This is a genomic window from Actinosynnema sp. NPDC053489, assembly GCF_044544865.1.
Classification (GTDB): domain Bacteria; phylum Actinomycetota; class Actinomycetes; order Mycobacteriales; family Pseudonocardiaceae; genus Actinosynnema.
This window is the reverse complement of record NZ_JBITXT010000002.1, coordinates 366,381-388,973: the sequence shown is the minus strand read 5'-3', so window position 1 is coordinate 388,973 and position 22,593 is coordinate 366,381. Positions and strand designations below refer to the sequence as shown.

The window sequence follows — 22,593 nt, the reverse complement described above, 5'->3', positions numbered from 1 at the left end:
CACCTGAAGGCGTTACCACCCGGCGGTGGAGTTGTCGACACGGACGGTCACCGCCGGCACGGCATCCCGCGCGGCGCTGCGGCCGGCGGCGCGACCGCGGACGAGTCCGCGTCCCGACGCGTGCCGCTAGCAGGTATCTGATTAGAAGTCGATACCCGCGCATCCGTAGACTTCGACCGTGACTGAGACCCCCACCGCACCGCAGCGCTCCGAACTCCCGCCGGCGTGGAACCCGGCCGAGGTAGAGGCCGGGCTGTACGAGCGGTGGGTCGAGCGCGGCTACTTCACGGCCGACGCGACCAGCGACAAGCCGCCGTTCACCATCGTGCTCCCGCCGCCGAACGTCAACGGCAGCCTGCACATGGGCCACGCGCTGAACCACAGCGTCATGGACGCGCTCACCCGCCGCCGCCGCATGCAGGGCTACGAGGTCCTCTGGTTGCCCGGCACCGACCACGCGGGCATCGCCACCCAGACCGCCGTCGAACGCGCCCTCGCCGGCGAGGGCAAGTCCCGCCACGACGTGGGCCGCGACAAGTTCGTCGAACGCGTCTGGGAGTGGCGCGAGGAGGTCGGCGGCAGGATCCTGGGCCAGATGCGCCGCCTCGGCGACGGCGTCGACTGGACGCGCGTCCGCTTCACCATGGACGAGGGCCTGTCCCGCGCCGTCCAGACGATCTTCAAGAAGCTCTACGACGACGGCCTCATCTACCGCGCCGAGCGCATCATCAACTGGTGCCCGCGCTGCCAGACCGCGCTGTCCGACATCGAGGTGGACCACTCCGAGGACGACGGCGAGCTGGTCTCCATCCGCTACGGCTCCGGCGAGCGCTCCATCGTGGTCGCCACCACCCGCGCCGAGACGATGCTCGGCGACACGGCCGTCGCCGTGCACCCCGAGGACGAGCGCTACCGCCACCTCATCGGCACCGAGGTCGAGGTGCCCCTGACCGGCCGCTACGTGCCCGTCGTCGCCGACGAGCACGTCGACCCGGCGTTCGGCACCGGCGCGGTCAAGGTCACGCCCGCGCACGACCCGAACGACTTCGAGATCGGTCAGCGCCACGACCTGCCCGCGCTCACCGTCATGGACGGGCGCGGGGTGATCACCGCGCGCGGCCCGTTCGAGGGGCTGGACCGCTTCGAGGCGCGCCCCGCCGTCGTCGCCGCCCTCCGCGAGCAGGGCCGCATCGTCTCCGAGAAGCGCCCCTACAAGCACTCCGTGGGCCACTGCTCGCGCTGCGACACCGTCATCGAGCCCCGCCTGTCGATGCAGTGGTGGGTCAAGGTCACCCCGCTCGCCGAGGCCGCCGCCGAGGCCGTCCGCGACGGCCGCACGACGATCCACCCGCCGGAGCTGAACAAGCGCTACTTCGACTGGGTCGAGAACCTCAACGACTGGTGCATCTCCCGCCAGCTGTGGTGGGGCCACCGCATCCCGGTCTGGTACGGGCCCGACGACGAGGTCGTGTGCGTCGGCCCCGACGACGAGCCGCCCGGCGAGGGCTGGGTCCAGGACGAGGACGTCCTCGACACCTGGTTCTCCTCCGGCCTGTGGCCCTTCTCCACGCTCGGCTGGCCCGACCGGACCGCCGACCTGGCGAAGTTCTACCCGACCAGCGTGCTGTCCACCGGCTACGACATCCTGTTCTTCTGGGTCGTCCGGATGATGATGTTCGGCCGGTACGCGATGGACGGCGAGCAGCCGTTCGACCACGTGTTCCTGCACGGCCTCATCCGCGACCAGCACGGCAAGAAGATGTCGAAGTCGCGCGGCAACGGCATCGACCCCATCGACTGGATGGACGCCTACGGCGCCGACGCCACCCGGTTCACGCTGCTGCGCGGCGCGAACCCCGGCTCCGACATGGCGCTGGCCGACGAGTGGGCCGCGGGCTCCCGCAACTTCACCACGAAGCTGTGGAACGCGTCCCGGTTCGCCCTGAACAACGGCGCCACCGTCGACCGGCCCGTCCCGCCGCGCGACGAGCTGACCGACGCCGACCGGTGGATCCTCGACCTGCTCGACGCCCTCGTCACCGAGGTCGACGGCCACTTCGAGGCGTTCCAGTTCGCCAAGCTCAGCGAGGCGCTCTACCACTTCACCTGGGACGAGTTCTGCGACTGGTACCTCGAGCTGGCCAAGGTGCAGCTCGCCGAGGGCGGCGCCCGCGCCGAAGCCACCCAGACCGTCCTCGGGCACGTCCTCGACGTGCTGCTGCGGCTGCTGCACCCGCTCACGCCGTTCATCACCGAGACGCTGTGGACCACGCTGACCGGCGGCGAGTCGCTCGTCGTCGCCGACTGGCCCGTGCCCACCGGCGCGGCCCGCGACGACGTGGCGGCCACCCGGGTCGAGGGCCTGAAGAAGCTCGTCACCGAGATCCGCCGCTTCCGCTCCGACCAGGGCCTGAAGCCCGGTCAGAAGGTCGCGGGCAAGGTGCGCGGCGCGTGCTGCGTCGACCTGCTCGACCAGGTCCCGGCCGTGCGGTCGCTGACCCGCATGACCGAGCCCGGCGACGACTTCGCCGCCGGCGTCTCGCTCGACGTCGGCCTGCCCAAGGGCACCGTGAAGGTCGAGCTGGACCTGTCCGGTGCGATCGACGTCGTGGCCGAGCGCAAGCGCCTGGCCAAGGACCTGGCGGTCGCCGAGAAGGAACGCGCCCAGTGCGAGGGCAAGCTCGGCAACGCGTCGTTCCTCGACAAGGCGCCGGCCGACGTCGTCGCCAAGATCCAGGCGCGCCTGGCCGCCGCCAACGCCGAGATCGACCGCATCCACGCCCGCCTCGAGACCCTGCCGCAGGACAACTCGTGACCGGCTTCGAGACGGGCGCGCTGGAGGAGCTGCGACAGGTCGAGTCGGAGCTGAACACCCGCTGGCCCGAGACCAAGATCGAGCCGAGCCTCGACCGCATCCGGGCGCTGGCCGACATTCTGGGCGACCCGCAGGCGTCCTACCCGGTGGTGCACGTGGGCGGCACCAACGGCAAGACGTCCACGTCCCGGATGATCGACGCGCTGCTGACCAGGATCGGCCTGCGCACCGGCCGCTACACCAGCCCGCACCTCCAGCTCGCCACCGAGCGGATCAGCGTCGACGGCGCGCCCATCAGCCCCGAGCGGTACGTGGAGATCTACCGCGACGTCGAGCCGTACCTGTCGATCGTCGACGCGCGCGGCGACGTGCCGATGAGCAAGTTCGAGGTGCTCACCGGCATGGCGTTCGCCGCGTTCGCCGACGCGCCGGTCGACGTGGCCGTGGTCGAGGTCGGCATGGGCGGCTCCTGGGACGCCACGAACATCGCCGACGGCCGGGTGGCCGTGATCACGCCCATCGGGCTGGACCACGTCGAGTACCTGGGCGGCGACCTGGCCGGCATCGCGCGGGAGAAGTCCGGGATCATCAAGCCCGGCGCCGTGGCGCTGCTGGCCAAGCAGGAACCGGCCGTCGAGCAGGTGCTGCTGCGCCGGTGCGCCGAGGTCGACGCCACCGTCGCCCGGCTCGGGTCCGAGTTCGGCGTGATCCAGCGCGACATCGCCGTGGGCGGCCAGATGCTGCGGTTGCAGGGGCTCGCCGGCGAGTACGACGAGGTGTTCCTGCCCCTGCACGGCGCGCACCAGGCCGCCAACGCCGCCCTCGCGCTGGCCGCCGTGGAGGCGTTCTTCGGCGCGGGGGCCGACCGGCAGCTCGACGTGGAGGCCGTGCGCGAGGCGTTCGCCACCGCCACCTCCCCGGGCCGGCTGGAACGCGTCCGCACCGCGCCGACCGTGCTGGTCGACGCCGCCCACAACCCGCACGGCGCGGAAGCCCTGGCCAAGGCGCTGGACGAGGAGTTCGGCTTCCGCAAGCTCGTCGCCGTCGTCGGCGTGATGCAGGAGAAGGACGCCGTCGGCATCCTCGGCGCGCTGGAGCCGGTCGTGCAGGAGGTCGTCCTGACCGCCAACTCCTCGCCCCGCGCCATGGACCCGGACCTGCTGGCGGGTGTGGCCGTCCCGATCTTCGGCGAGGACCGGATGGTCGTGCGGCCGCACCTGGACGACGCGATCGAGGAGGCCGTGCGGCTGGCCGAGGAGGGCGACGACGGGGACGTCATGTCCGGCGGCGGTGTCGTGGTGACCGGCTCGGTCGTCACGGCGGGCGACGCGCGGGCGCTGTTCGGCAAGGAGCCGTCGTGACGACGCCCGCGCCCGCCCCCGCGCCGAAGAAGGACCCGATGAAGTCCTTCCGCGGCATCATGGCCGGCACGCTCATCCTCGAGGTGATCGTCGTCGCCCTGGCGCTGCCCGTGGTGGCGAAGCTGGCCGGCGGCGTCGGCACCGGGACCGGGTACCTGGTGCTCGGGCTGATCGTGGCGCTGATCGGCACGTGCGCGCTGCTCAAGCGCCCGTGGGCGGTCTACGTGATCGTGGCGGTCCACGTCGTGATGGTGGCGTCGTGGTTCGCCCTGACCGCGCTGGGCGGGATCGGCGTGGTGTTCAGCCTGGTCTGGGTGTACCTGCTGTGGCTGCGGCGGGACGTGGCCAAGCGCATGGCCGAGGGCAGGCTGCCGAGCCAGCAGCAGCGCTAGCCCTCAGGCCAGGTGCTCGACGGAGACACCGCCCCAGCGCTCCGCCAGGTACTCGGCGACCAGGCGGCGGTGGCAGTGGTCCGGCGCGTCCTCGCTGCACAGCAGCACCGCGTCGGCCAGCGCCTCCCGGGGGACGGAGCGCTCGACGCCGCGGTCCCGCAGCAGGTCCAGGAACCCGGCCGCGTACGCGGGCCAGCCGCTGCCGTGCTTGCGGTAGTCGTCGAGCAGGGGCCGGGTGGGCGCGAGGTCGAGCCGGTGGGCGTAGCCCATCCCGCACAGCTCCCGCGCGAAGTACCGCAGGTCGTCCCGCTTGGCGAAGCCGGCGAGCTGGGAGACGTTGTTGAGCCGGACGTCCACCACCTTGTCCGCGCCGGACGCGCGCAGGAGACCGAAGAACTCCTCGGCGGACTTCTTCGTGAACCCGATGGTGTACAGCTTCATGCCGTCTCCGAACGCGTGCGGTCCTCGTCGTACAGGTACCCGGGCATCGCCGTCGAGGTCACCTTAAAGGCCTAACCCGATTAACGGTGGCGCAAGGCTCTGCAAGCACTTGCAGCCGTCTGGGCCTTGTTCGGCCGTGGACCGCCGTGGTTTTGTGCACTCCGTCCCGAGCAGTCGCCCGGGGCGGGTTGCAAGTTCTTGCGACAAGGAGGTCGCGATGCGTCGGGCCGTCGCCGCGCTCATCGCCCTGGCCGTTGTGCCGTTCGTGCCACCACCCGCCGGCGCCGCGCCCGAAGTGGCGCGGCGGCTCGCGGTGGGCGCCGTCACCGACCTCGCGCCGGGGGTGCGGGGCGAGGACCGGGCGCTGGCCAGGGACGCGCTGCGCTCCGACCTGTCCGGCGAGCGGTTCTACTTCGTGATGCCCGACCGGTTCGCCAACGGCGACCCGCGCAACGACCGCGGCGGCACGGCGGAGACCGACCGGCTCAAGACCGGCTACGACCCGGCCGACAAGGGCTTCTACCACGGCGGCGACCTCAAGGGCCTGCGTGACAAGATCGGCTACCTGGACGACCTGGGCGTCACCGCGATCTGGATGACGCCCATGTTCACCAACCGGTGGGTGCAGGGCTCGGGCGACGACGTCTCGGCCGGCTACCACGGCTACTGGACCACCGACTTCACCCGGCTCGACCCGCACTTCGGCACCACGAACGACATGCGGCGGCTCATCCAGGACGCCCACCGCCGGGGCATCAAGGTCTTCTTCGACATCGTCGCCAACCACACGGCCGACCTGATCGACTACGCCGAGGGCGGGCACGACTACGTCACCACGGGCGCGCAGCCCTACCTGGACGAGCGGGGCGAGCCGGTCGACATCGCCGAGATCGCGGGCCGGGAGCCGTTCCCGAAGCTCACCGCGCCGTACACGCCGGTGGTCAAGGGCGAGAAGACCCCGGCCTGGCTGAACGACCCGCAGCTCTACCACAACCGCGGCGACTCGACGTTCAGCGGCGAGTCCAACGAGTACGGCGACTTCTTCGGCCTGGACGACCTGATGACCGAGCACCCCGCGGTCGTCAAGGGCATGAAGCGGATCTTCACGAGCTGGATCGACACCCTCGGCATCGACGGCTACCGGGTGGACACGGTCAAGCACGTCAACATGGAGTTCTGGCAGGCCCTCGCGCCGCACGTCAAGCAGTACGCGGCGATGCGCGGCAAGAAGGACTTCTTCGTCTTCGGCGAGGTGTTCGACGCCGACCCCGCGTTCACCTCCCGCTACACCACCACCGGCCGCATGCAGGCCACCCTGGACTTCCCGTTCCAGAGCGGCGCGGCCCGGTTCCTGTCCGGTCAGGGCGCGGCCCGGCTCGGCGAGGTGCTGGTCGAGGACGACCGGTACACCGACGCCGACTCCAACGCCTCCTCCCTGCCGACGTTCCTGGGCAACCACGACATGGGCCGCATCGCGTGGATGCTGCGCGAGAGCCGGCCGGGCATCTCCGAGGCCGAGCTGCTGGACCGCCTGGAGCTGGGCAACGCGCTGATGTACCTGTGGCGCGGCAACCCGGTCGTCTACTACGGCGACGAGCAGGGCTTCGCGGGCACCGGCGGCGACAAGCTGGCCCGCCAGGACATGTTCGCCTCCAAGACCCCCGAGTACGCCGCCGAGGACCTGGTGGGCAGCGACCGCACCGGCGCGGTGGACAACTTCCGCACCGACCACCCGCTGTACCGGCAGCTCCGGGACCTGGCGAAGTTCGTGGACGCCGACCCGGTGTGGCGCGAGGGCAACCAGGCGCTGCGCCTGACCCGGGGCGACGTGATCGCGTTCAGCCGCACGGCCCGCACCCGGCAGGTCGAGCACCTGGTGGTCGCCAACGCCGGCACCGCGCCCGCGACCGTGGAGGTCCCCGCGGCCGGCAAGGGCTACCGGCCGATCTGGCCCTCCGCCGGCTCGCAGGTCAACGCCTCCGGCGGCACGGTGAAGGTGACCGTTCCCGCCCTGTCCGCGCTGGTGCTCAGGTCGACCGGGAAGATCCCGTCCGCCGCGCCGACGCCCACGCTCGCCGTGCCCGCGACCGGCACCGTGCTGACCGACCGGGTCGAGCTGCGCGCCGACGGCGTCACCTCGCCGTACGCGCAGGCCACGTTCGCCGCACGGGTCGAGGGGCAGCGCGACTGGCAGGTCCTCGGCACTGACGACGCCGCGCCCTACCGGGTGTTCGCCGACCTGGCGAAGCTGCCCGGCGCGGCCGCGGGCGGGAACGTCGAGCTGCGCGTGGTCGCCAAGGACGCCGAGGGCGCGCTGGGCGCGGACGGTGCGAAGGTCGGCCTGGTCGCCGCGCCCGTCGTGGAACCGCCGACCGCCGTCACCCCGGACTGGCTGGTGGTGCACTACAACCGCCCGGCGGGCGACTACGACGGCTGGGGCCTGCACGCGTGGGGCGACGTCGAGGACGCGCCGACGTGGGACGCGCCGCTGCCGTTCGCGGGTGAGACGCCGTTCGGCCGGTTCGCCTGGGTCAAGCTCAAGCCGGGCGCGCGCTCGGTCGGCATCATCGCCCACCGCGGCGACCAGAAGGACACCGACGCCGACCGGTTCGTCGACCCGGGCGCCACGGCCCAGGTGTGGCTCAACCAGGGTCAGACCGCCGTGCACGCGAGCGAGGTGGCCGCGACCGGTCGGGCGGTGGTGACGCACACCGGTGACCCCACGGGGCTCGTGGTGCGCGCCGGCGGCGTCGACCACCCGTTCACCGGGGGAGTGGCGACGATCCCGGCCACCGCGCCCGTCGACTTCTCCGTGGTGCGCGGCGGCGCGGTCGAGGCGACCGGTCGCACCGCCGGGCACGCGTGGGTCGGCGGTGACCGGGTGTTCGCGAGCCTGGCCGCCGCGCAGAACCGCGCGGTGATCCACTACAACCGGCCCGACGGCGACTACGCCGACTGGACGCTCTACCACTGGACGGGGTCGCTGGAACCCAGCCCCGGCTGGAACCAGTCCCGCGTGCCCGACGGCTCCGACCGGTTCGGCGTGTACTGGTCCGTGCCGCTGGAGCCGGGCGCGGCGGGGCTGAGCAACATCATCCACAAGGGCGACGCGAAGGACCCCGGCCCCGACCAGTTCCTCGACGTCGCCGGCACCGGCCACGAGGTCTGGTACGTCTCCGGCTCCACCAGGCCGGACGGCTCGATCTCGTACGTGCTGCCGCCCTCCGGCGGTGCGGGCGTGGACGACGACCTCACCAAGGCCAAGGCCGTCTGGGTGACGAAGGACCTGGTCGTGTGGGACGTGCCGGTGGTGCCGTCCGACGGCTACCGGCTGGAGCACGACGGCAAGGTGCTGCGGCTGGAGCCGTCGGCGGAGCCGGTGCCCGCGAAGTTCCCGCACCTGCGCGGCAAGCCGGTGTTCCGGGTGCGTGACGGCGCCCGGCTGGACGAGGCGTTGCGCGGCAGGCTGTCCGCCGTGCACGTCGACTCCGGCGGCGGGCTGCGCCACCGCACGGGCGTGCAGATCGCGGGCGTGCTGGACGACCGGTACGCCGCCGCCGCGACCGCGCTGACCTACGGGCCGACGTTCGCCGGCGACCGCGTGACCGCGCGGCTGTGGGCGCCCACGGCGTCGTCGGTGAGGCTGAAGCTGTACGACCAGCCGTCCGGCGACCCGGTTAAGACCGTGGACCTGGTGCGGGACGACGCGTCCGGCTCGTGGTCGGCGTCCGGGCCGTGGCGCGACAAGTTCTACCTGTTCGAGGTCACCGCGGCCGGTCGCACGGTGACGGTCACCGACCCGTACTCGGTGGCGCTCGCGGTGAACTCGACGCACTCGCAGTTCGCCGACCTCGGCGACGCGCGCACCATGCCCGCCGGGTGGGCCGGGCACGTAGCCCGCGGCCTGGACGACGACCCGACCGAGCACGGCATCACCGAGCTGCACGTCCGCGACTTCTCGATCGGCGACACGTCCGTCCCGGAGGCCGAGCGCGGCACCTACAAGGCGTTCACGCACCCGTCGTCGGCCGGCATGGCGCACCTGCGCGAGCTGGCCGCCGCCGGGCTGGACACCGTGCACCTGCTGCCGACGTTCGACATCGCCACCATCCCGGAGAAGCGGGCGGACCAGCAGCGCCCGGCGTGCGACCTGGCGTCGCTGCCCGCCGACTCCCCGGCGCAGCAGTCGTGCGTGACCGGCGCCGCCGCGAAGGACGGCTTCAACTGGGGCTACGACCCGTTCCACTACGACGTGCCCGAGGGCTCCTACGCCACGGACGACGCGCAGACCGGGTGGGCGCGCTCCGTGCAGTACCGCGAGATGGTGAAGTCGTTGCACGACAACGGCAACCGCGTGGTGGTGGACGTCGTCTACAACCACACGGCCGCCTCCGGCGACGCGCCGACGTCCGTGCTCGACAAGGTCGTGCCCGGCTACTACCAGCGGCTCAACGCCGACGGCACGGTGGCGGACTCGACGTGCTGCGCCAACACCGCCACCGAGAACGCCATGATGGGCAAGCTCGTCGTGGACTCCGTGGTGCGGTGGGCCCGCACGTACAAGGTGGACGGGTTCCGGTTCGACCTCATGGGCCACCACCCGAAGGCGAACGTCCTGGCCGTGCGCGCGGCGCTGGACGCGCTGACCGTCGAACGCGACGGCGTGGACGGGCGCAAGATCCGGATCTACGGCGAGGGCTGGGACTTCGGCGAGGTCGCCGGCAACGCCCGGTTCGAGCAGGCCACGCAGGCGAACCTGGCCGGGACGGGCATCGGCACGTTCAGCGACCGGCTGCGCGACGCGGTGCGCGGCGGCGGCCCGTTCGACGCGGACCCGCGCGTGCAGGGGTTGGCCTCGGGGCTCGCGGGCGACCCGAACGGCTCCCCGACCGGCGGTGACGCGGCCGCGCGGCTGGCCAACTACACCGACCTGGTGAAGCTGGGCATGGCGGGCAACATGGCGTCGTACCGGTTCCGGGCCACCGGCGGCGGTGAGGTGGCGGGCCGTGACGTGCCGTACAACGGCTCGCCGGCCGGGTACACGGGCGCGCCGGCCGACGTGATCACGTACGTCGACGCGCACGACAACGAGACGCTGTTCGACTCGCAGACCTTCAAGCTGCCGGTCGGCACGTCCATGGCGGACCGGGTGCGGATGCAGAAGGTCGCGCTGGCGCCCGTGCTGCTGGGCCAGGGGCAGCCGTTCCTGCACGCGGGCGCGGAGTTCCTGCGGTCGAAGTCCCTGGACCGCAACAGCTACGACTCCGGCGACTGGTTCAACCGCTACGACCCGTCGTTGCGGGACAACGGCTTCGGCCGCGGCCTGCCACCGGCGGCCGACAACGAGGACAAGTGGCCGTACGCCGCGCCCCTGCTGGCCGACGGCGCCCTGAAGCCCTCGCCGGCCGACATGCGGACCGCCGTGGACAACACGCTGGAACTCCTCCGCATCCGCAAGTCGTCGCCCCTGTTCACCTTGAACGACGCGGCGCTGGTGCAGCGGAAGCTGTCGTTCCCGGCGGCCGAACCGGGCGTCGTGGCGGCCCTGCTGGACGACACGGCGGGCCCGGACGCGGACCCCGCCCTGGACGGCATCCTGGTGATCGTCAACCCGTACCCGACGGGCAAGTCGGTGGCGGTACCCGGCAACTGGCGCAACCACCCGCTGAGCGGCGACAAGGCCACCGTCGCCAACGACGCGATCACCGCGCCCGCCCGCTCGGTGGTCGTCCTGACCCGCTAGCCGTGCGGCCGCTCGGCCATCACGGGTGGTGGGAGGTCGTGGTCAGAGCCCCGTTACCCTTCACCCAGTCGCACAAATCCCGTACGAAGGAGTACCGACCGCCGTGAGCGAGCGCACCCTGGTCCTGGTCAAGCCCGACGGCGTCAGCCGCGGCCTGGTCGGCGAGGTCATCTCCCGCATCGAGCGCAAGGGCCTGCACCTGGCCGCGCTGGAACTGCGCACCGTGGACCGCGCGACCGCCGAGCAGCACTACGCCGAGCACGACGGCAAGCCGTTCTTCGGCGACCTGGTCGAGTTCATCACCGGCGGCCCGCTCGTGGCGCTGGTGGTGGAGGGCACGCGGGCGATCTCGGCGTTCCGCCAGCTCGCCGGCGGCACCGACCCGGTCGAGAAGGCCACCCCCGGCACGATCCGCGGCGACTTCGGGCTGGAGGTCCAGTTCAACCTGGTCCACGGCTCGGACTCGCCGGAGTCGGCCGAGCGCGAGATCAAGCTCTGGTTCCCGAGCCTCTGAACGACCGCCCGACGGCCCGGCCACCCGCGCGGTGACCGGGCCGTCGCGCTACCGGCCCACCGCCGACCGCGCGGGCGAGGAGCCCAGGCCGCCCGGGGCCGAGCCGTGCAGCACGACGCCCTCCCGGTAGCCCAGCGGCAGGTACATGCGCACCTCGTCGAAGCGCACGTCGCCGACCGCGATGACGTTCGGCAGGCGACCCCACTCGCGGAAGCCCAGGCTCTCGTAGAGCTGGATCGCGCCGTGGTTGTTGCCCCGCACGCCCAGCGTCAGCACCTCCAGCCCGGCGGCACGCGCGTGCTCGACCACCGCGCCCAGCAACCGCGCGCCCAGGCCGAGACCGCGCGCCGCCGGGTGCGCCGTCACCCGGCGCACCTCGGCCATGTGCTCGAACACCTCGCCGTCGGACCGCCGCCACGTCGCCGTGCCCCGCAGCACACCGTCCACACGCGCCACGACGAGCGCACCGTCCCGCGGCGACCCGAGCACGGTGTCCAGCCACGCGTCGGTCTCCGCCCGCCCGGGCGGTGACGTCCAGCCGATCGCGCCGCCCGCGGCCACGACGGCGTGCAGCACCTCGTGCACTTCGGACCGAAGTCGCTCGTCGGCCACCACCGGCCGGTCCAGCTCGATCTCCACGGCGCCACCCTAAAACGGTTCCGGGAATGTCGGACCTCGCCGCTACCGTGACGAACGTGACCCCCACCCTCGTCCACGCCAAGGGCCTGACCAAGCACTTCGGCTCGTTCCAAGCCGTCCGGGGCATCGACGTGGAGGTGAGCAAGGGCGAGGCGTTCGGCTTCCTCGGCCCCAACGGCGCCGGCAAGTCGTCCACGATGCGGATGGTCTCGTGCGTGTCGCCGCGCACCGGCGGCGAGCTGCGCGTGCTGGGCATGGACCCGAACATTGACGGCCCGCGCATCCGGGCCCGCATCGGCGTGGTGCCGCAGCAGGACAACCTCGACACCGAGCTGACCGTGCGGCAGAACCTCCAGGTCTACGGCCGCTACTTCGGCCTGTCCCGGGCGGCGGTGCGCGAGCGCGCCGTGGAGCTGATGGAGTTCGCACAGCTCAGCGATCGCGCCGAGGCCGAGGTGGAGCCGCTGTCGGGCGGCATGAAGCGGCGGCTCACGATCGCCAGGTCCCTGGTCAACGACCCGGAGCTGCTCCTGCTGGACGAACCGACCACGGGCCTGGACCCGCAGGCGCGCCACCTGCTGTGGGACCGCCTGTTCCGGCTCAAGCAGTCCGGCGTCACGCTCATCATCACGACGCACTACATGGACGAGGCCGAGCAGCTGTGCGACCGGCTGGTGGTGATGGACGGCGGTCGGATCGCGGCCGAGGGCTCGCCGGCCGAGCTGATCCGCCGCTACTCGACCAGGGAGGTGCTGGAGCTGCGCTTCCCGCCGGGCGAGCAGAGCGCCGCCGAGGTGCGCGACCTGGCCGACCGGGTGGAGGTCCTGCCCGACCGGGTGCTGCTCTACACCTCCGACGGCGAGGCGGCGCTGGCCGCGGCGCACGCGCGGGGCGTGCGGCCGGTGTCCAGCCTGGTGCGCCGCAGCACGCTGGAGGACGTCTTCCTGCGCCTGACCGGCCGGACGTTGGTGGACTGACATGAGCGCGCACGTCGTCGGGGGGTGGCGCGCCGCGTTCCTCGCGGTGGAGCACCACTGGACCTGGTACCGCCGCAACTGGCGGGCCACGGTGATCTCGAACTTCCTGCAACCGGTGCTGTTCCTGCTCGCCATGGGCGTCGGGTTCGGCTCCCAGGTGCGCGACGGCGCGGCCACCGGCGGCCACCCGTACCTGGTGTTCCTCGCGCCCGCCCTGCTGGTGATCACCGCCGTGCAGAACGCGGTGTTCGAGTCCACGTGGGCGGTGTTCTCGTCGTTCAAGTGGCAGCGCACGTACCTGGCGATGGCGTCGACCCCGGTCACGCCCGCGCAGGTGCTGCACGGCCAGCTGCTGTGGATCGCGCTGCGCCTGGCGTCGAGCACCGCCGTGTTCCTGGCCGTCGCGGCGGCCCTCGGCGCGATCACCAGCCCCGCGGCGGTGCTGGCCGTGCCGTTCGCGACGCTGGCGGGCATGGCGTTCAGCGCGCCCGTGGTCGCCTTCGCCGCCACCCGGGAGAAGCCGGACTCGTTCAACGCGGTCTTCCGCTTCCTGGTGGTGCCGATGACGTTGTTCACCGGCGGCTTCTTCCCGCTGAGCCAGCTGCCGGGCTGGCTGCACCCGCTGGCCTGGGTCACGCCGGTCTGGCACGGCATCGAGCTGGCCCGCGGCGCGACGTTCGGCACCCTGCGCCCGCTGCCCGCCCTGGGCCACGTCGCCTACCTGACCGCCCTGCTCGCCGTCGGCGTGGTCCTGGGCCGCCGCTACTTCCACCGGAGGCTGGCCGTATGACCAACGAGACGGTCACCCGGCCGCCCGCACCGCGCGCCGAGGCCGGCCTGCTGTTCCGGATCGTCCCGCCGGGGCTGTACGCGGGCCGCGCGCACGTCCTGGTCGAGCGCTCGTACCTGGTCAGCACGCGTGCCTGGATGTCGGTGCTCTCCGGGTTCTTCGAGCCGCTGTTCTTCCTGTTCTCCCTCGGCTACGGCCTGGGGCAGCTCGTCACCACCGTGGACGGCCCCGGCGGGCCGGTGCCCTACGCCGTCTTCGTCGCGCCCGCGCTGCTGGCCGCGTCGGCGATGAACGGCGCGGTGTTCGAGGCGACGTTCAACCTGTTCTTCAAGTTCAAGTACGCGAAGACCTACGACGCCGTCCTGGCCACCCCGCTCGGCCCGGTCGACATCGCCCTCGGCGAGGCCACCTGGTGCCTGATCCGCGGCGGCCTGTACTCGGCCGGGTTCATCGTGGTCATGCTCGGGTTCGGGCTGATCGGCTCGCCGTGGGCGCTGCTGGCGCTGCCCGCGTGCCTGCTGGTCGCGCTGGCGTTCGCGGCGGTCGGCATGGCGGCGGCCACGTTCATGCGCTCGTGGCACGACTTCGACCTGGTGCAACTGGCCGTGATGCCGCTGTTCCTGTTCTCGACCACGTTCTACCCGCTGTCGGTCTACCCGGGCTGGTTGCAGGCCGTGGTCCGCTGCACGCCGCTGTACCACGCGATCGAGCTGATGAGGGCCCTGACCACGGGTTTCGTCGGCTGGGGGGTGCTGGCGCACGTCGCGTACTTCGCGGTGATGGCGGTGGTCGGGGTGGTCGTCGCCGCGCGCCGGCTCGGCAGGCTGCTGCTGACCTGACCCGCGCCCGTCCGCCGGCGGACCGCTCCTCCGACGCGGCGCCCCGATGCCGTTACCCTGGTCGGCGTGAGTGTCGAGTCGGTCTTCCCCGCGCTGGAGCCACTGCTGCCGAGGGTGTCCAAGCCGGTGCAGTACGTCGGCGGGGAGCTCAACGCCACCGTGAAGGACTGGGACGCCGCCGCGGTGCGATGGGCGCTGATGTACCCGGACGCCTACGAGGTGGGCCTGCCGAACCAGGGCGTCATGATCCTGTACGAGGTCCTCAACGAGCAGCCGGACGTGCTGGCCGAGCGGACCTACGCGGTGTGGCCCGACCTCGAGGCGCTGATGCGCGAGCACGGCGTGCCGCAGTTCACCGTGGACAGCCACCGGCCCGTCGGCGCGTTCGACCTGCTCGGCGTCAGCTTCGCCACCGAGCTGGGCTACACGAACCTGCTCAACGCGCTCGACCTGGCCGGCGTCCCGATCCACGCGGCCGACCGCACCGAGGATCACCCGATCGTGGTGGCCGGTGGGCACGCGGCGTTCAACCCGGAGCCGATCTCGCCGTTCGTCGACGCGGCGGTGCTCGGCGACGGCGAGGAAGCCGTCCTGGAGATCACCGACATCGTCCGCGCGTGGAAGGCCGAGGGCCGTCCCGGCGGGCGCGACGAGATCCTGACCAGGCTCGCCGAGACCGGCGGCGTCTACGTGCCGCGGTTCTACGACGTGGAGTACCTGCCCGACGGCCGCATCCAGCGCGTGGTGCCCAACCGCGAGCGCGTGCCGTACCGGGTGTTCAAGCGGACCACGATGGACCTCGACGCGTGGCCGTACCCGAAGCAGCCGCTGGTGCCGCTCGCGGAGAGCGTGCACGAGCGGATGAGCGTGGAGATCTTCCGCGGCTGCACGCGCGGCTGCCGGTTCTGCCAGGCGGGCATGATCACCCGCCCGGTGCGGGAGCGGTCCATCGAGGGCGTCGGCGCGATGGTCCAGCGCGGCCTGGAGGCGACCGGGTTCGAGGAGGTCGGCCTGCTGTCGCTGTCCAGCGCGGACCACTCGGAGATCGCCGAGATCACCAAGGGCCTCGCCGACCGCTACGAGGGCACGAACACGAGCCTGTCGCTGCCGTCGACGCGGGTCGACGCGTTCAACATCGACCTGGCCAACGAGCTGTCCCGCAACGGCCGCCGGTCGGGCCTCACGTTCGCCCCGGAGGGCGGCAGCGAGCGCATCCGCCGCGTGATCAACAAGATGGTGTCGGAGGAGGACCTGATCCGCACCGTCAGCGCGGCGTTCGGCGCGGGCTGGCGGCAGGTGAAGCTGTACTTCATGTGCGGCCTGCCCACCGAGACCGACGACGACGTGCTGCAGATCGCGGAGATGGCCAAGAACGTCATCCGCGCCGGTCGCGAGGTCTCCGGCCGCAAGGACATCCGCTGCACGATCTCCATCGGCGGGTTCGTGCCCAAGCCGCACACCCCGTTCCAGTGGGCCGCGCAGTGCGACCCGGACACGGTGGACGACCGGCTGCGCAAGCTGCGCGAGGCGGTGAACTCCGACCGCGCCCTGGGCCGCAACATCGGCATGCGCTACCACGACGGCAAGCCGTCGCTGATCGAAGGGCTGCTCTCGCGCGGCGACCGGCGGGTCGGCCTGGTGATCGAGCGGGTGTGGCGCGAGGGCGGCCGGTTCGACGGCTGGTCCGAGCACTTCTCCTACGAGCGCTGGGTGCGGGCGGCCGAGGCGGAGCTGACGCCGCTGGGCGTCGACCTGGCCTGGTTCACCACCCGGGAGCGCGAGGAGCTGGAGGTCCTGCCCTGGGACCACCTCGACTCCGGCCTGGACAAGGAGTGGCTCTGGGCGGACTGGCAGGACGCCCTGGACGAGCGCGAGCAGGACGACTGCCGCTGGACGCCGTGCTTCGACTGCGGCGTGTGCCCCGCGATGGGCACCGACATCGAGGTGGGCCCCACCGGTCGGACGCTGCTGCCGATCTCGCCGGTCGGCAAGGGCTCCCCGGTGCGCAACCCGGCGCTGGCGAAGGGCTGACGGGTCGGGCCCGACCGGGCCCGGCCTACTCCCGCACGGCGGCCACCGCGTCGACCAGGCCGTGGCCGTAGAAGCCGTTGTACTCGGAGTGGCCCATGCAGTACGCGTCCTGCACGCCCGTGCCGTTGAGGTCGTAGTCCGCCGGGCACGACAGCGTCTCGGCCCGCGCGTTCAGCATCTTCGACAGGTCCACCGCGGTCGCCCGGGGGTGCGTGGACGCCAGCAGCGCCGCCACCCCCGACACGTGCGGCGCGGCCATCGACGTGCCGCACGAGTAGTCGTACCCGGCCGCCGGCACGGTCGACAGCACGCACCCGCCGCGCCCGTCGTCCGGCGACTGCCTGCGGTCGCCGCCCGGCGCGGTCAGGTCCACCGCGCCCAGCCCGTAGGAGCTGTACCCGGCCTTCACCTTGTCCGCGCCCACCGACGACACCGCCACCACGTTGCGCAGCTGCGCCGGCAGCACCAGGCACGTGTTGTCCACCGGCCGCGGCTTCACGTCGTCCGGCGCGGCGTTGGTCGGGCTCTGCGCGTCGCGGCCCGGCTTGGTCAGGTCGGCCGCCGTGTTGCCCGCCGCGGCCACCGTGAGCACCCCGCGCGCGGACGCGTGCTCCACCGCCCGCCGCACCGCCTCGTACACCACGGCCTGGCCCTGCTGGTCCTGGCAGGTGAACACCCACGGGTCGATGAAGTAGCTGTTGTTCGTGATGGTCATGCCCCGTTCGGCGGCCCACATGAACCCGCACACCGCGTACTCGGGGTAGATGAACCCGGCGTCGTCCACGACCTTCACCGACGCGATCCGCACGCCCGGCGCCACGCCCGTCGTGCCCACGCCGTCGTCGGCCGCCGCGATCGTGCCCGCCACGTGCGTGCCGTGCCCGGACGTGGTCGGCGCCCACGCGGCCGGCGACGGGTCCGCCACGCCGGTCGTGCAGCCGGCCGACAGCGCCGGGTCCAGCGCCCCGGCCAGGTCGGGGTGCGCCGGGTCGATGCCCGAGTCCAGCACGCCCACCACCACGTCCCGGTTGCCCCGGCTCACCGCGTGCGCCTCGGCCGCGCGGATCAGGTCCATGTCCCACTGCTCGGCCGTGCGGTCCACCGCACCGCCCGACGCGCGCGCCCCGGTCGTCTCGTCGTCCTTCTTCTTCGCCCTGGCCGGAGCGCCGTCGCGCTTCGACAGGCCGTCCGCCTGCGCGCTGTACGCCCGGTCCAGGCCGACGCGCTGCCCGAACCTCGGGTCCGACGACACGGCCACGGCCACGGCGATCTGCGGGTAGTAGTGGGCGGTGGTGCCGCACGCGGCGGCGATCCGCGCGTCGGCCAGCGGCGCGCTGGTGCCCGGGTCGAACACGACCAGGTAGCGCAGCGTCGGACCCGGCTGCACGCAGTCCACGGCGGGCGCGGGCCCGGCGGGCTCGGCGGTGGCGGGCGCGGTCACCGACAGGCAGCCGGTCGCGAGCAGCGCCGCGCTGACCGCGGCCGCTCGGGCGCGGCGGTGCAGAGGCACGGGGGACCTCCAGGGCTGTACCGGTGACGGGGGACCGTCGACCCGACCTCGGGCGAACCGTCGATCGAGTGCTGATGCCGGACCGTAGCCGGCTGCGGCGGAGCAGACAAGCGCGACGGTGCCGAACGGGGCCACGGTACCGTCCTGCCGGAGTAGGAGCGTGGACCGTTGGGGTGTCGACCCCGTCACGGGCCACCAGGGAACCAAGGGGAGCAGCCCTGAGCCGCCAGCAGCAGCCCAACCCGTCGGCCGCACCAGTGCAGAAGCTCCGCCTGCGCTACGCCAAGCGCGGTCGGCTGCGGTTCACGTCACACCGTGACATCGCGCGCACGTTCGAGCGCGCGCTGCGACGGGCGGGCGTCCCCATGGCCTATTCCCAGGGCTTCAGCCCTCACCCGAAGGTGTCATGGGTGGGTGCGGCGCCCACGGGCGTGGCCAGCGAGGCCGAGTACGTCGAGGTGTCCGTCGTCGACCGGGTGGACCCCGACGCGCTGCGGGCCGCGCTGGACGCCGTGCTGCCGCCCGGCCTCGACGTGCTGGAGGTCGTCGAGTCGTCCGGCGGCACGCTGCCCGAGCGGATCGAGGCGAGCGCCTGGCGGGTGGAGCTGCCCGGCGTGTCGCCCGAAGAGCTGGCCGAAGCCGCCGCCGCGCTCATGGCCGCCGCGTCCGTGCAGGTCGAGCGCCTGACCAAGGACGGCAAGAAGGTCGTGGACGTGCGGCCGGCCATCGTGTCGGCCCAGGTCGAGGCTCCTCCGGCCGCGCATTCGAGCGATGCGGGACACGATGCACGGGATTTGTCACAGCCGTGTGGGATACTCGTGACGGTCGTACGGCAGACAACACCTACCGTGAGACCCGACGACGTGCTGAGTGCGCTCCGAGTCGTCGCCGACCTGGTTCCGCCGGTCCCCGCGAAGGCGACCCGGATGGCGCAGGGGCGGCTGGACGATGACGGCGGCCTGGTCGACCCGCTTGCCCCGGACAGGGCGGCGGAGGTCTGACCGGGCGGTGATCGGAGCGGCGCTGACGGCGTCGTCGAAGGAGTTATGGGACCTGCTGTGCCGCGCGCCCCACGGGCGGGCGCCACAGCGCGAGGCAAGGATTCCCGCCGCCAGCCGCGGCGGTGAGTGGACAAGAGAGGCCCCTGCGCGGCCGCGTCGACAAGGACGCGCCCGGGGGCGGAGGAGCTGCATTGTCGAACACGGAAAAGCCTGCCGGCCCCGCCGGCGGGGGTAACGCCACATCCGGGCACCCCGACCTGGGCGACCTGCCGGCCAAGCTGCGGGTGCACGCGCTGGCCAAGCTGCTCGGCGCGAGCAGCAAGGACGTGGTGGCCGCCCTCGCCGACCTGGGCGAGACGGTGAAGGGCGCGCAGTCCAGCGTGAGCCGGGACCTCGCGCTGAAGGTCGCCGAGAGCCTCCTGAACTGGGACGACATCGTCACCGGTGAGGTGGACGAGCAGCACGAGGAGCCCGTGGCCGTGGCCCGCGAGGTCGCGCCGCTCGTGCCGCTGTTCGCGCCGCCGTCCGCGGTGTTCCTGCCGCCGACCCCGGTGGTCAAGCAGGCCCCGGTGAGCCGGGACGAGGACCTCGACGACACCGAGGACGACTCCGACGAGCACGCGTCCGCCGACGACGCCGGTGACGAGGGCGAGGGCCGCCGCCGCCGTCGTCGTGGCCGGCGTGGCCGCGGTCGCGGCAAGGGCGTCGGCGAGGACAACGGCGAGGACGAGACCGGCGAGGAGCAGGTCGAGGCCGCCGAGGCCGAGGCCGAGCCCGCCGACGAGGCGTCGGCCGACGAGGAGGGCGCGGGCAGCCGTCGTCGCCGCCGTCGCCGTCGCCGCAAGACCGGCGCCGACGAAGAGGCCGCGCCGAACGAGGACGACCCGCCGAACACGGTCGTGCACGTCCGCGAGCCGGCCCGCGACGCCCGCGACGACAAGGCCGACTCGGAGGCCGCGCAGAACGAGGTGCGCAGCGTCCGCGGCTCGACCCGGCTGGAGGCCAAGCGCCAGCGCCGCCGCGACGGCCGCGAGGCGGGCCGCCGCCGTGCCCCCGTGCTGTCCGAGGCCGAGTTCCTGGCGCGCCGCGAGGCCGTGGAGCGCACGATGGTCGTGCGCGAGCGCGGCGACCGCACGCAGATCGGCGTGCTGGAGGACGGCGTCCTGGTGGAGCACTTCGTGACCTCGTCGGGCAGCGGTTCGCTGGTCGGCAACGTCTACCTCGGCCGGGTGCAGAACGTGCTGCCCTCGATGGAGGCGGCGTTCATCGACATCGGCCGCGGTCGCAACGCGGTGCTGTACGCGGGCGAGGTCGACTGGGACGCGGCCGGCCTGGAGGGCAAGGCCCGCAAGATCGAGCAGGCGCTCTCCACCGGCGACAGCGTGCTGGTGCAGGTCACCAAGGACCCGGTCGGCCACAAGGGCGCGCGGCTCACCACGCAGATCAGCCTGCCCGGCCGGTTCCTGGTGTACGTGCCCGGCGGCGGCGCGACCGGCATCAGCCGCAAGCTGCCCGACAACGAGCGCAAGCGCCTCAAGGACATCCTCAAGCGCGTGGTCCCCGAGGACGCGGGCGTCATCATCCGCACCGCCTCGGAGGGCATCGCCGAGGAGGAGCTGGCCCGCGACGTGACCCGCCTGCAGGCGCAGTGGCAGGTCATCAAGGAGAAGGCCGACGCGCCCAGGGCCCAGTCCCCGCAGCTGCTGTACGAAGAGCCGGACCTGCTGGTGAAGGTCGTGCGCGACCTGTTCACCGAGGACTTCTCGGCGCTCATCGTCCAGGGCTCGGACGCGTGGGAGACCATCGACGCCTACGTGCGGCACGTCGCCCCGGACCTGCAGGAACGGCTGCGCAAGCACGTGGGCAACAGCGACGCGTTCACCGAGTACCGCATCGACGAGCAGCTGCTCAAGGCGCTGGACCGCAAGGTCTGGCTGCCGTCGGGCGGCTACCTGGTCATCGACCGCACCGAGGCGATGACGGTCATCGACGTCAACACCGGCAAGTTCACCGGATCGGGTGGAAACCTCGAGGAGACGGTGACCCGGAACAACCTGGAGGCGGCCGAGGAGATCGTCCGGCAGCTCCGGTTGCGCGACATCGGCGGCATCATCGTCATCGACTTCATCGACATGGTGCTGGAGTCGAACCGCGACCTGGTGCTGCGCCGGCTGACCGAGTGCCTGGGCCGCGACCGCACCCGCCACCAGGTGGCGGAGGTGACGTCGCTCGGGTTGGTCCAGATGACCCGCAAGCGGGTCGGCACGGGCCTGCTGGAGGCGTTCTCGACCACCTGCGAGCACTGCCGCGGGCGGGGCCTGGTCGTGACGACCGAGGCCGTGCACTCGCACGGCAACGGCAACGGCGGTGGCAACGGCGGCGGGCAGTCCCAACAGCAGGGCGGCGGTCGCAAGTCGCGCCGGGGCAAGCACGTGGACGTGCCGGAGCCGGTGGCCGAGCAGACCGTGGAGCCGACCGAGGAGCCGGAGGCCGTCGCCGAGCAGCCGACCTCGTCCGACCCCGTGGCCGCCGTGGTGGAGGAGGAGGCCGCGCCGGAAACCCCGAAGCGCGACCGCCGCCAGCGCCGCCGCGCCCGCCGCGAAGCCGGTGCCGTGGTCAAGCACGGTGACGAGCAGGCGACCGAGGCCCCCGCCGCTCCGGCCACCCCGGTCGAAGCGCCCGCGGTCGAAGTGCCCGCGGTCGAAGTGCCCGCGGCCGAGGCGGCCACCGCTTCCGCGCCCACCGGCACGACGGCTGCCGAGCCCGCCACCGCCGACGCCGGTGCGACCGGTCACCCCGGGTCGCCGGCCGACCAGCCGGCTCAGCCCGAGCCGACCGGTCACGTCGACCGGCCCGCCTCCGAGCAGCCCGCTCAGACGGACCCGGCCGACGTCGAGCCGGCCGACGTCCAGCCGACCGGTCGAGTCGCCACGCCGTCGGCCGAGCAGGCGGGCCAGGCCGCGCCGACCCCGGCCGAGTCGACCGGTCAGGTCGACCCGACCGTGCCCGGCCAGTCCGGTCAGGCCGCGCCGGCCCGGGTCGAGTCGACCGGTCAGGGTGACCCGACCGCGGCCGACCGGGCGGGTCAGGCCGCACCGGCGCAGGTCGAGTCGACCGGTCAGGTCGAACCGGCTCCGGCTCCCGTGAAGGTCTCCGGCCGCATCCAGTCGGGTCGGGCCAGGGCGTCCGCTCAGGCCGACCAGACCGCCCAGCAGGCCGAGCCGGCCCGGGTCGAGCCGACCGGTCGGGTCCAGGCGGCTCCGGTCGAGTCGACCGGTCAGGGTGACGCGGCCCAGGGCGAGCAGGCGCTCAACGGCCAGCCCACCCCGCCGGCCGCCCCGCGCCGCCGCACGGCCCGCCGTGCCGCGTCCCGCCCCGCCGGCCCGCCCCTGGGCGCGGGCAAGGAGAGCTGACCACCCCGTCACACCCCGCTCGAACTCGCCGAACCGCCGCCCGGAAAGCCGGGGCGGCGGTTCGGCGGGTTCGGCCCGGGTGCCCTGGTGACCAGCGCGAACGTGGTTGGCCGACCCCGGTTTGACC

14 protein-coding genes are annotated in these 22,593 nt (G+C 72.9%); 11 read left to right on the top strand and 3 right to left on the bottom strand.

Features of this window, described 5'->3' with window-relative positions:
* The first annotated feature begins 178 nt into the window (after positions 1-178).
* The 3 genes from ACIGNX_RS04855 to ACIGNX_RS04845 are packed head-to-tail and all read left to right on the top strand — an operon-like array spanning position 179 to position 4,568.
* A complete protein-coding gene (locus ACIGNX_RS04855) occupies positions 179-2,815 on the top strand; it encodes a valine--tRNA ligase (protein ID WP_396536379.1) in 2,637 nt (878 codons plus the stop codon).
* Positions 2,812-4,176 carry a bifunctional folylpolyglutamate synthase/dihydrofolate synthase gene (locus ACIGNX_RS04850; protein ID WP_396536377.1) on the top strand — a complete coding sequence of 455 codons (1,365 nt, stop codon included), beginning with the start codon at positions 2,812-2,814 and terminating at the stop codon, positions 4,174-4,176. The genes ACIGNX_RS04855 and ACIGNX_RS04850 overlap by 4 nt, the downstream gene beginning before the upstream one ends.
* A complete protein-coding gene (locus ACIGNX_RS04845) occupies positions 4,173-4,568 on the top strand; it encodes a DUF4233 domain-containing protein (RefSeq protein ID WP_396536375.1) in 396 nt (131 codons plus the stop codon). Before ACIGNX_RS04850 ends, ACIGNX_RS04845 begins: the two co-directional genes overlap by 4 nt.
* Positions 4,569-4,571: 3 nt before the next feature.
* Here the strand turns inward: ACIGNX_RS04845 and ACIGNX_RS04840 are convergent, their stop codons facing one another.
* Positions 4,572-5,009 (bottom strand): DUF488 family protein, encoded by a 438-nt coding sequence (locus ACIGNX_RS04840; protein ID WP_396536373.1) that lies wholly within the window; start codon positions 5,007-5,009, stop codon positions 4,572-4,574.
* Between the two features lie 217 nt (positions 5,010-5,226).
* Between ACIGNX_RS04840 and pulA the strand changes: the two genes are divergently transcribed.
* Together pulA and ndk are read left to right on the top strand one after the other, a co-directional pair.
* The gene (gene pulA / locus ACIGNX_RS04835; protein WP_396536371.1) at positions 5,227-10,752 is read left to right on the top strand and encodes a pullulanase-type alpha-1,6-glucosidase; all 5,526 of its coding nucleotides are present in this window, start codon (positions 5,227-5,229) and stop codon (positions 10,750-10,752) included.
* Between the two features lie 103 nt (positions 10,753-10,855).
* On the top strand, positions 10,856-11,266 hold the full coding sequence (gene ndk, locus ACIGNX_RS04830) for a nucleoside-diphosphate kinase (RefSeq protein WP_396536369.1): 411 nt from the start codon (positions 10,856-10,858) through the stop codon (positions 11,264-11,266).
* Between the two features lie 48 nt (positions 11,267-11,314).
* Here the strand turns inward: ndk and ACIGNX_RS04825 are convergent, their stop codons facing one another.
* Positions 11,315-11,905 carry a GNAT family N-acetyltransferase gene (locus ACIGNX_RS04825; RefSeq protein ID WP_396536367.1) on the bottom strand — a complete coding sequence of 197 codons (591 nt, stop codon included), beginning with the start codon at positions 11,903-11,905 and terminating at the stop codon, positions 11,315-11,317.
* A 56-nt stretch (positions 11,906-11,961) separates the two neighbouring features.
* On the opposite strand from ACIGNX_RS04825, the gene ACIGNX_RS04820 reads away from it, so the two are divergent.
* The 4 genes from ACIGNX_RS04820 (at position 11,962) to ACIGNX_RS04805 (ending at position 16,542) form a co-directional block, all read left to right on the top strand.
* A complete protein-coding gene (locus ACIGNX_RS04820; RefSeq protein WP_396536365.1) occupies positions 11,962-12,882 on the top strand; it encodes an ABC transporter ATP-binding protein in 921 nt (306 codons plus the stop codon).
* Between the two features lies 1 nt (position 12,883).
* Positions 12,884-13,672: an ABC transporter permease gene (locus ACIGNX_RS04815; protein WP_396536363.1), complete on the top strand. Its 789-nt coding sequence runs from the start codon at positions 12,884-12,886 to the stop codon at positions 13,670-13,672.
* The gene (locus ACIGNX_RS04810) at positions 13,669-14,511 is read left to right on the top strand and encodes an ABC transporter permease (RefSeq protein WP_396536361.1); all 843 of its coding nucleotides are present in this window, start codon (positions 13,669-13,671) and stop codon (positions 14,509-14,511) included. Before ACIGNX_RS04815 ends, ACIGNX_RS04810 begins: the two co-directional genes overlap by 4 nt.
* 66 nt (positions 14,512-14,577) lie before the next feature.
* Positions 14,578-16,542 carry a TIGR03960 family B12-binding radical SAM protein gene (locus ACIGNX_RS04805; RefSeq protein WP_396536359.1) on the top strand — a complete coding sequence of 655 codons (1,965 nt, stop codon included), beginning with the start codon at positions 14,578-14,580 and terminating at the stop codon, positions 16,540-16,542.
* 25 nt (positions 16,543-16,567) lie between these two features.
* On the opposite strand, the gene ACIGNX_RS04800 is transcribed toward ACIGNX_RS04805, so the two are convergent.
* Positions 16,568-18,052 carry a S8 family peptidase gene (locus ACIGNX_RS04800; protein WP_396536357.1) on the bottom strand — a complete coding sequence of 495 codons (1,485 nt, stop codon included), beginning with the start codon at positions 18,050-18,052 and terminating at the stop codon, positions 16,568-16,570.
* Positions 18,053-18,309: 257 nt separating this feature from the next.
* On the opposite strand from ACIGNX_RS04800, the gene ACIGNX_RS04795 reads away from it, so the two are divergent.
* Positions 18,310-19,053, top strand: a complete 744-nt coding sequence (locus ACIGNX_RS04795) for a TIGR03936 family radical SAM-associated protein (protein ID WP_396536355.1) — start codon at positions 18,310-18,312, stop codon at positions 19,051-19,053.
* 191 nt (positions 19,054-19,244) lie between these two features.
* The gene (locus ACIGNX_RS04790; protein WP_396536353.1) at positions 19,245-22,466 is read left to right on the top strand and encodes a translation initiation factor IF-2 N-terminal domain-containing protein; all 3,222 of its coding nucleotides are present in this window, start codon (positions 19,245-19,247) and stop codon (positions 22,464-22,466) included.
* Positions 22,467-22,593 lie beyond the last annotated feature (127 nt).

What these genes read in the sequence shown, in the direction of transcription:
- ACIGNX_RS04840 (WP_396536373.1), bottom strand. Translation starts at nt 5,009, where the DNA reads ATGAAGCTGTACACCATCGGGTTCACGAAGAAGTCCGCCGAGGAGTTC.
- pulA (WP_396536371.1), top strand. Translation starts at nt 5,227, where the DNA reads ATGCGTCGGGCCGTCGCCGCGCTCATCGCCCTGGCCGTTGTGCCGTTC.
- ACIGNX_RS04815 (WP_396536363.1), top strand. Translation starts at nt 12,884, where the DNA reads ATGAGCGCGCACGTCGTCGGGGGGTGGCGCGCCGCGTTCCTCGCGGTG.
- ACIGNX_RS04810 (WP_396536361.1), top strand. Translation starts at nt 13,669, where the DNA reads ATGACCAACGAGACGGTCACCCGGCCGCCCGCACCGCGCGCCGAGGCC.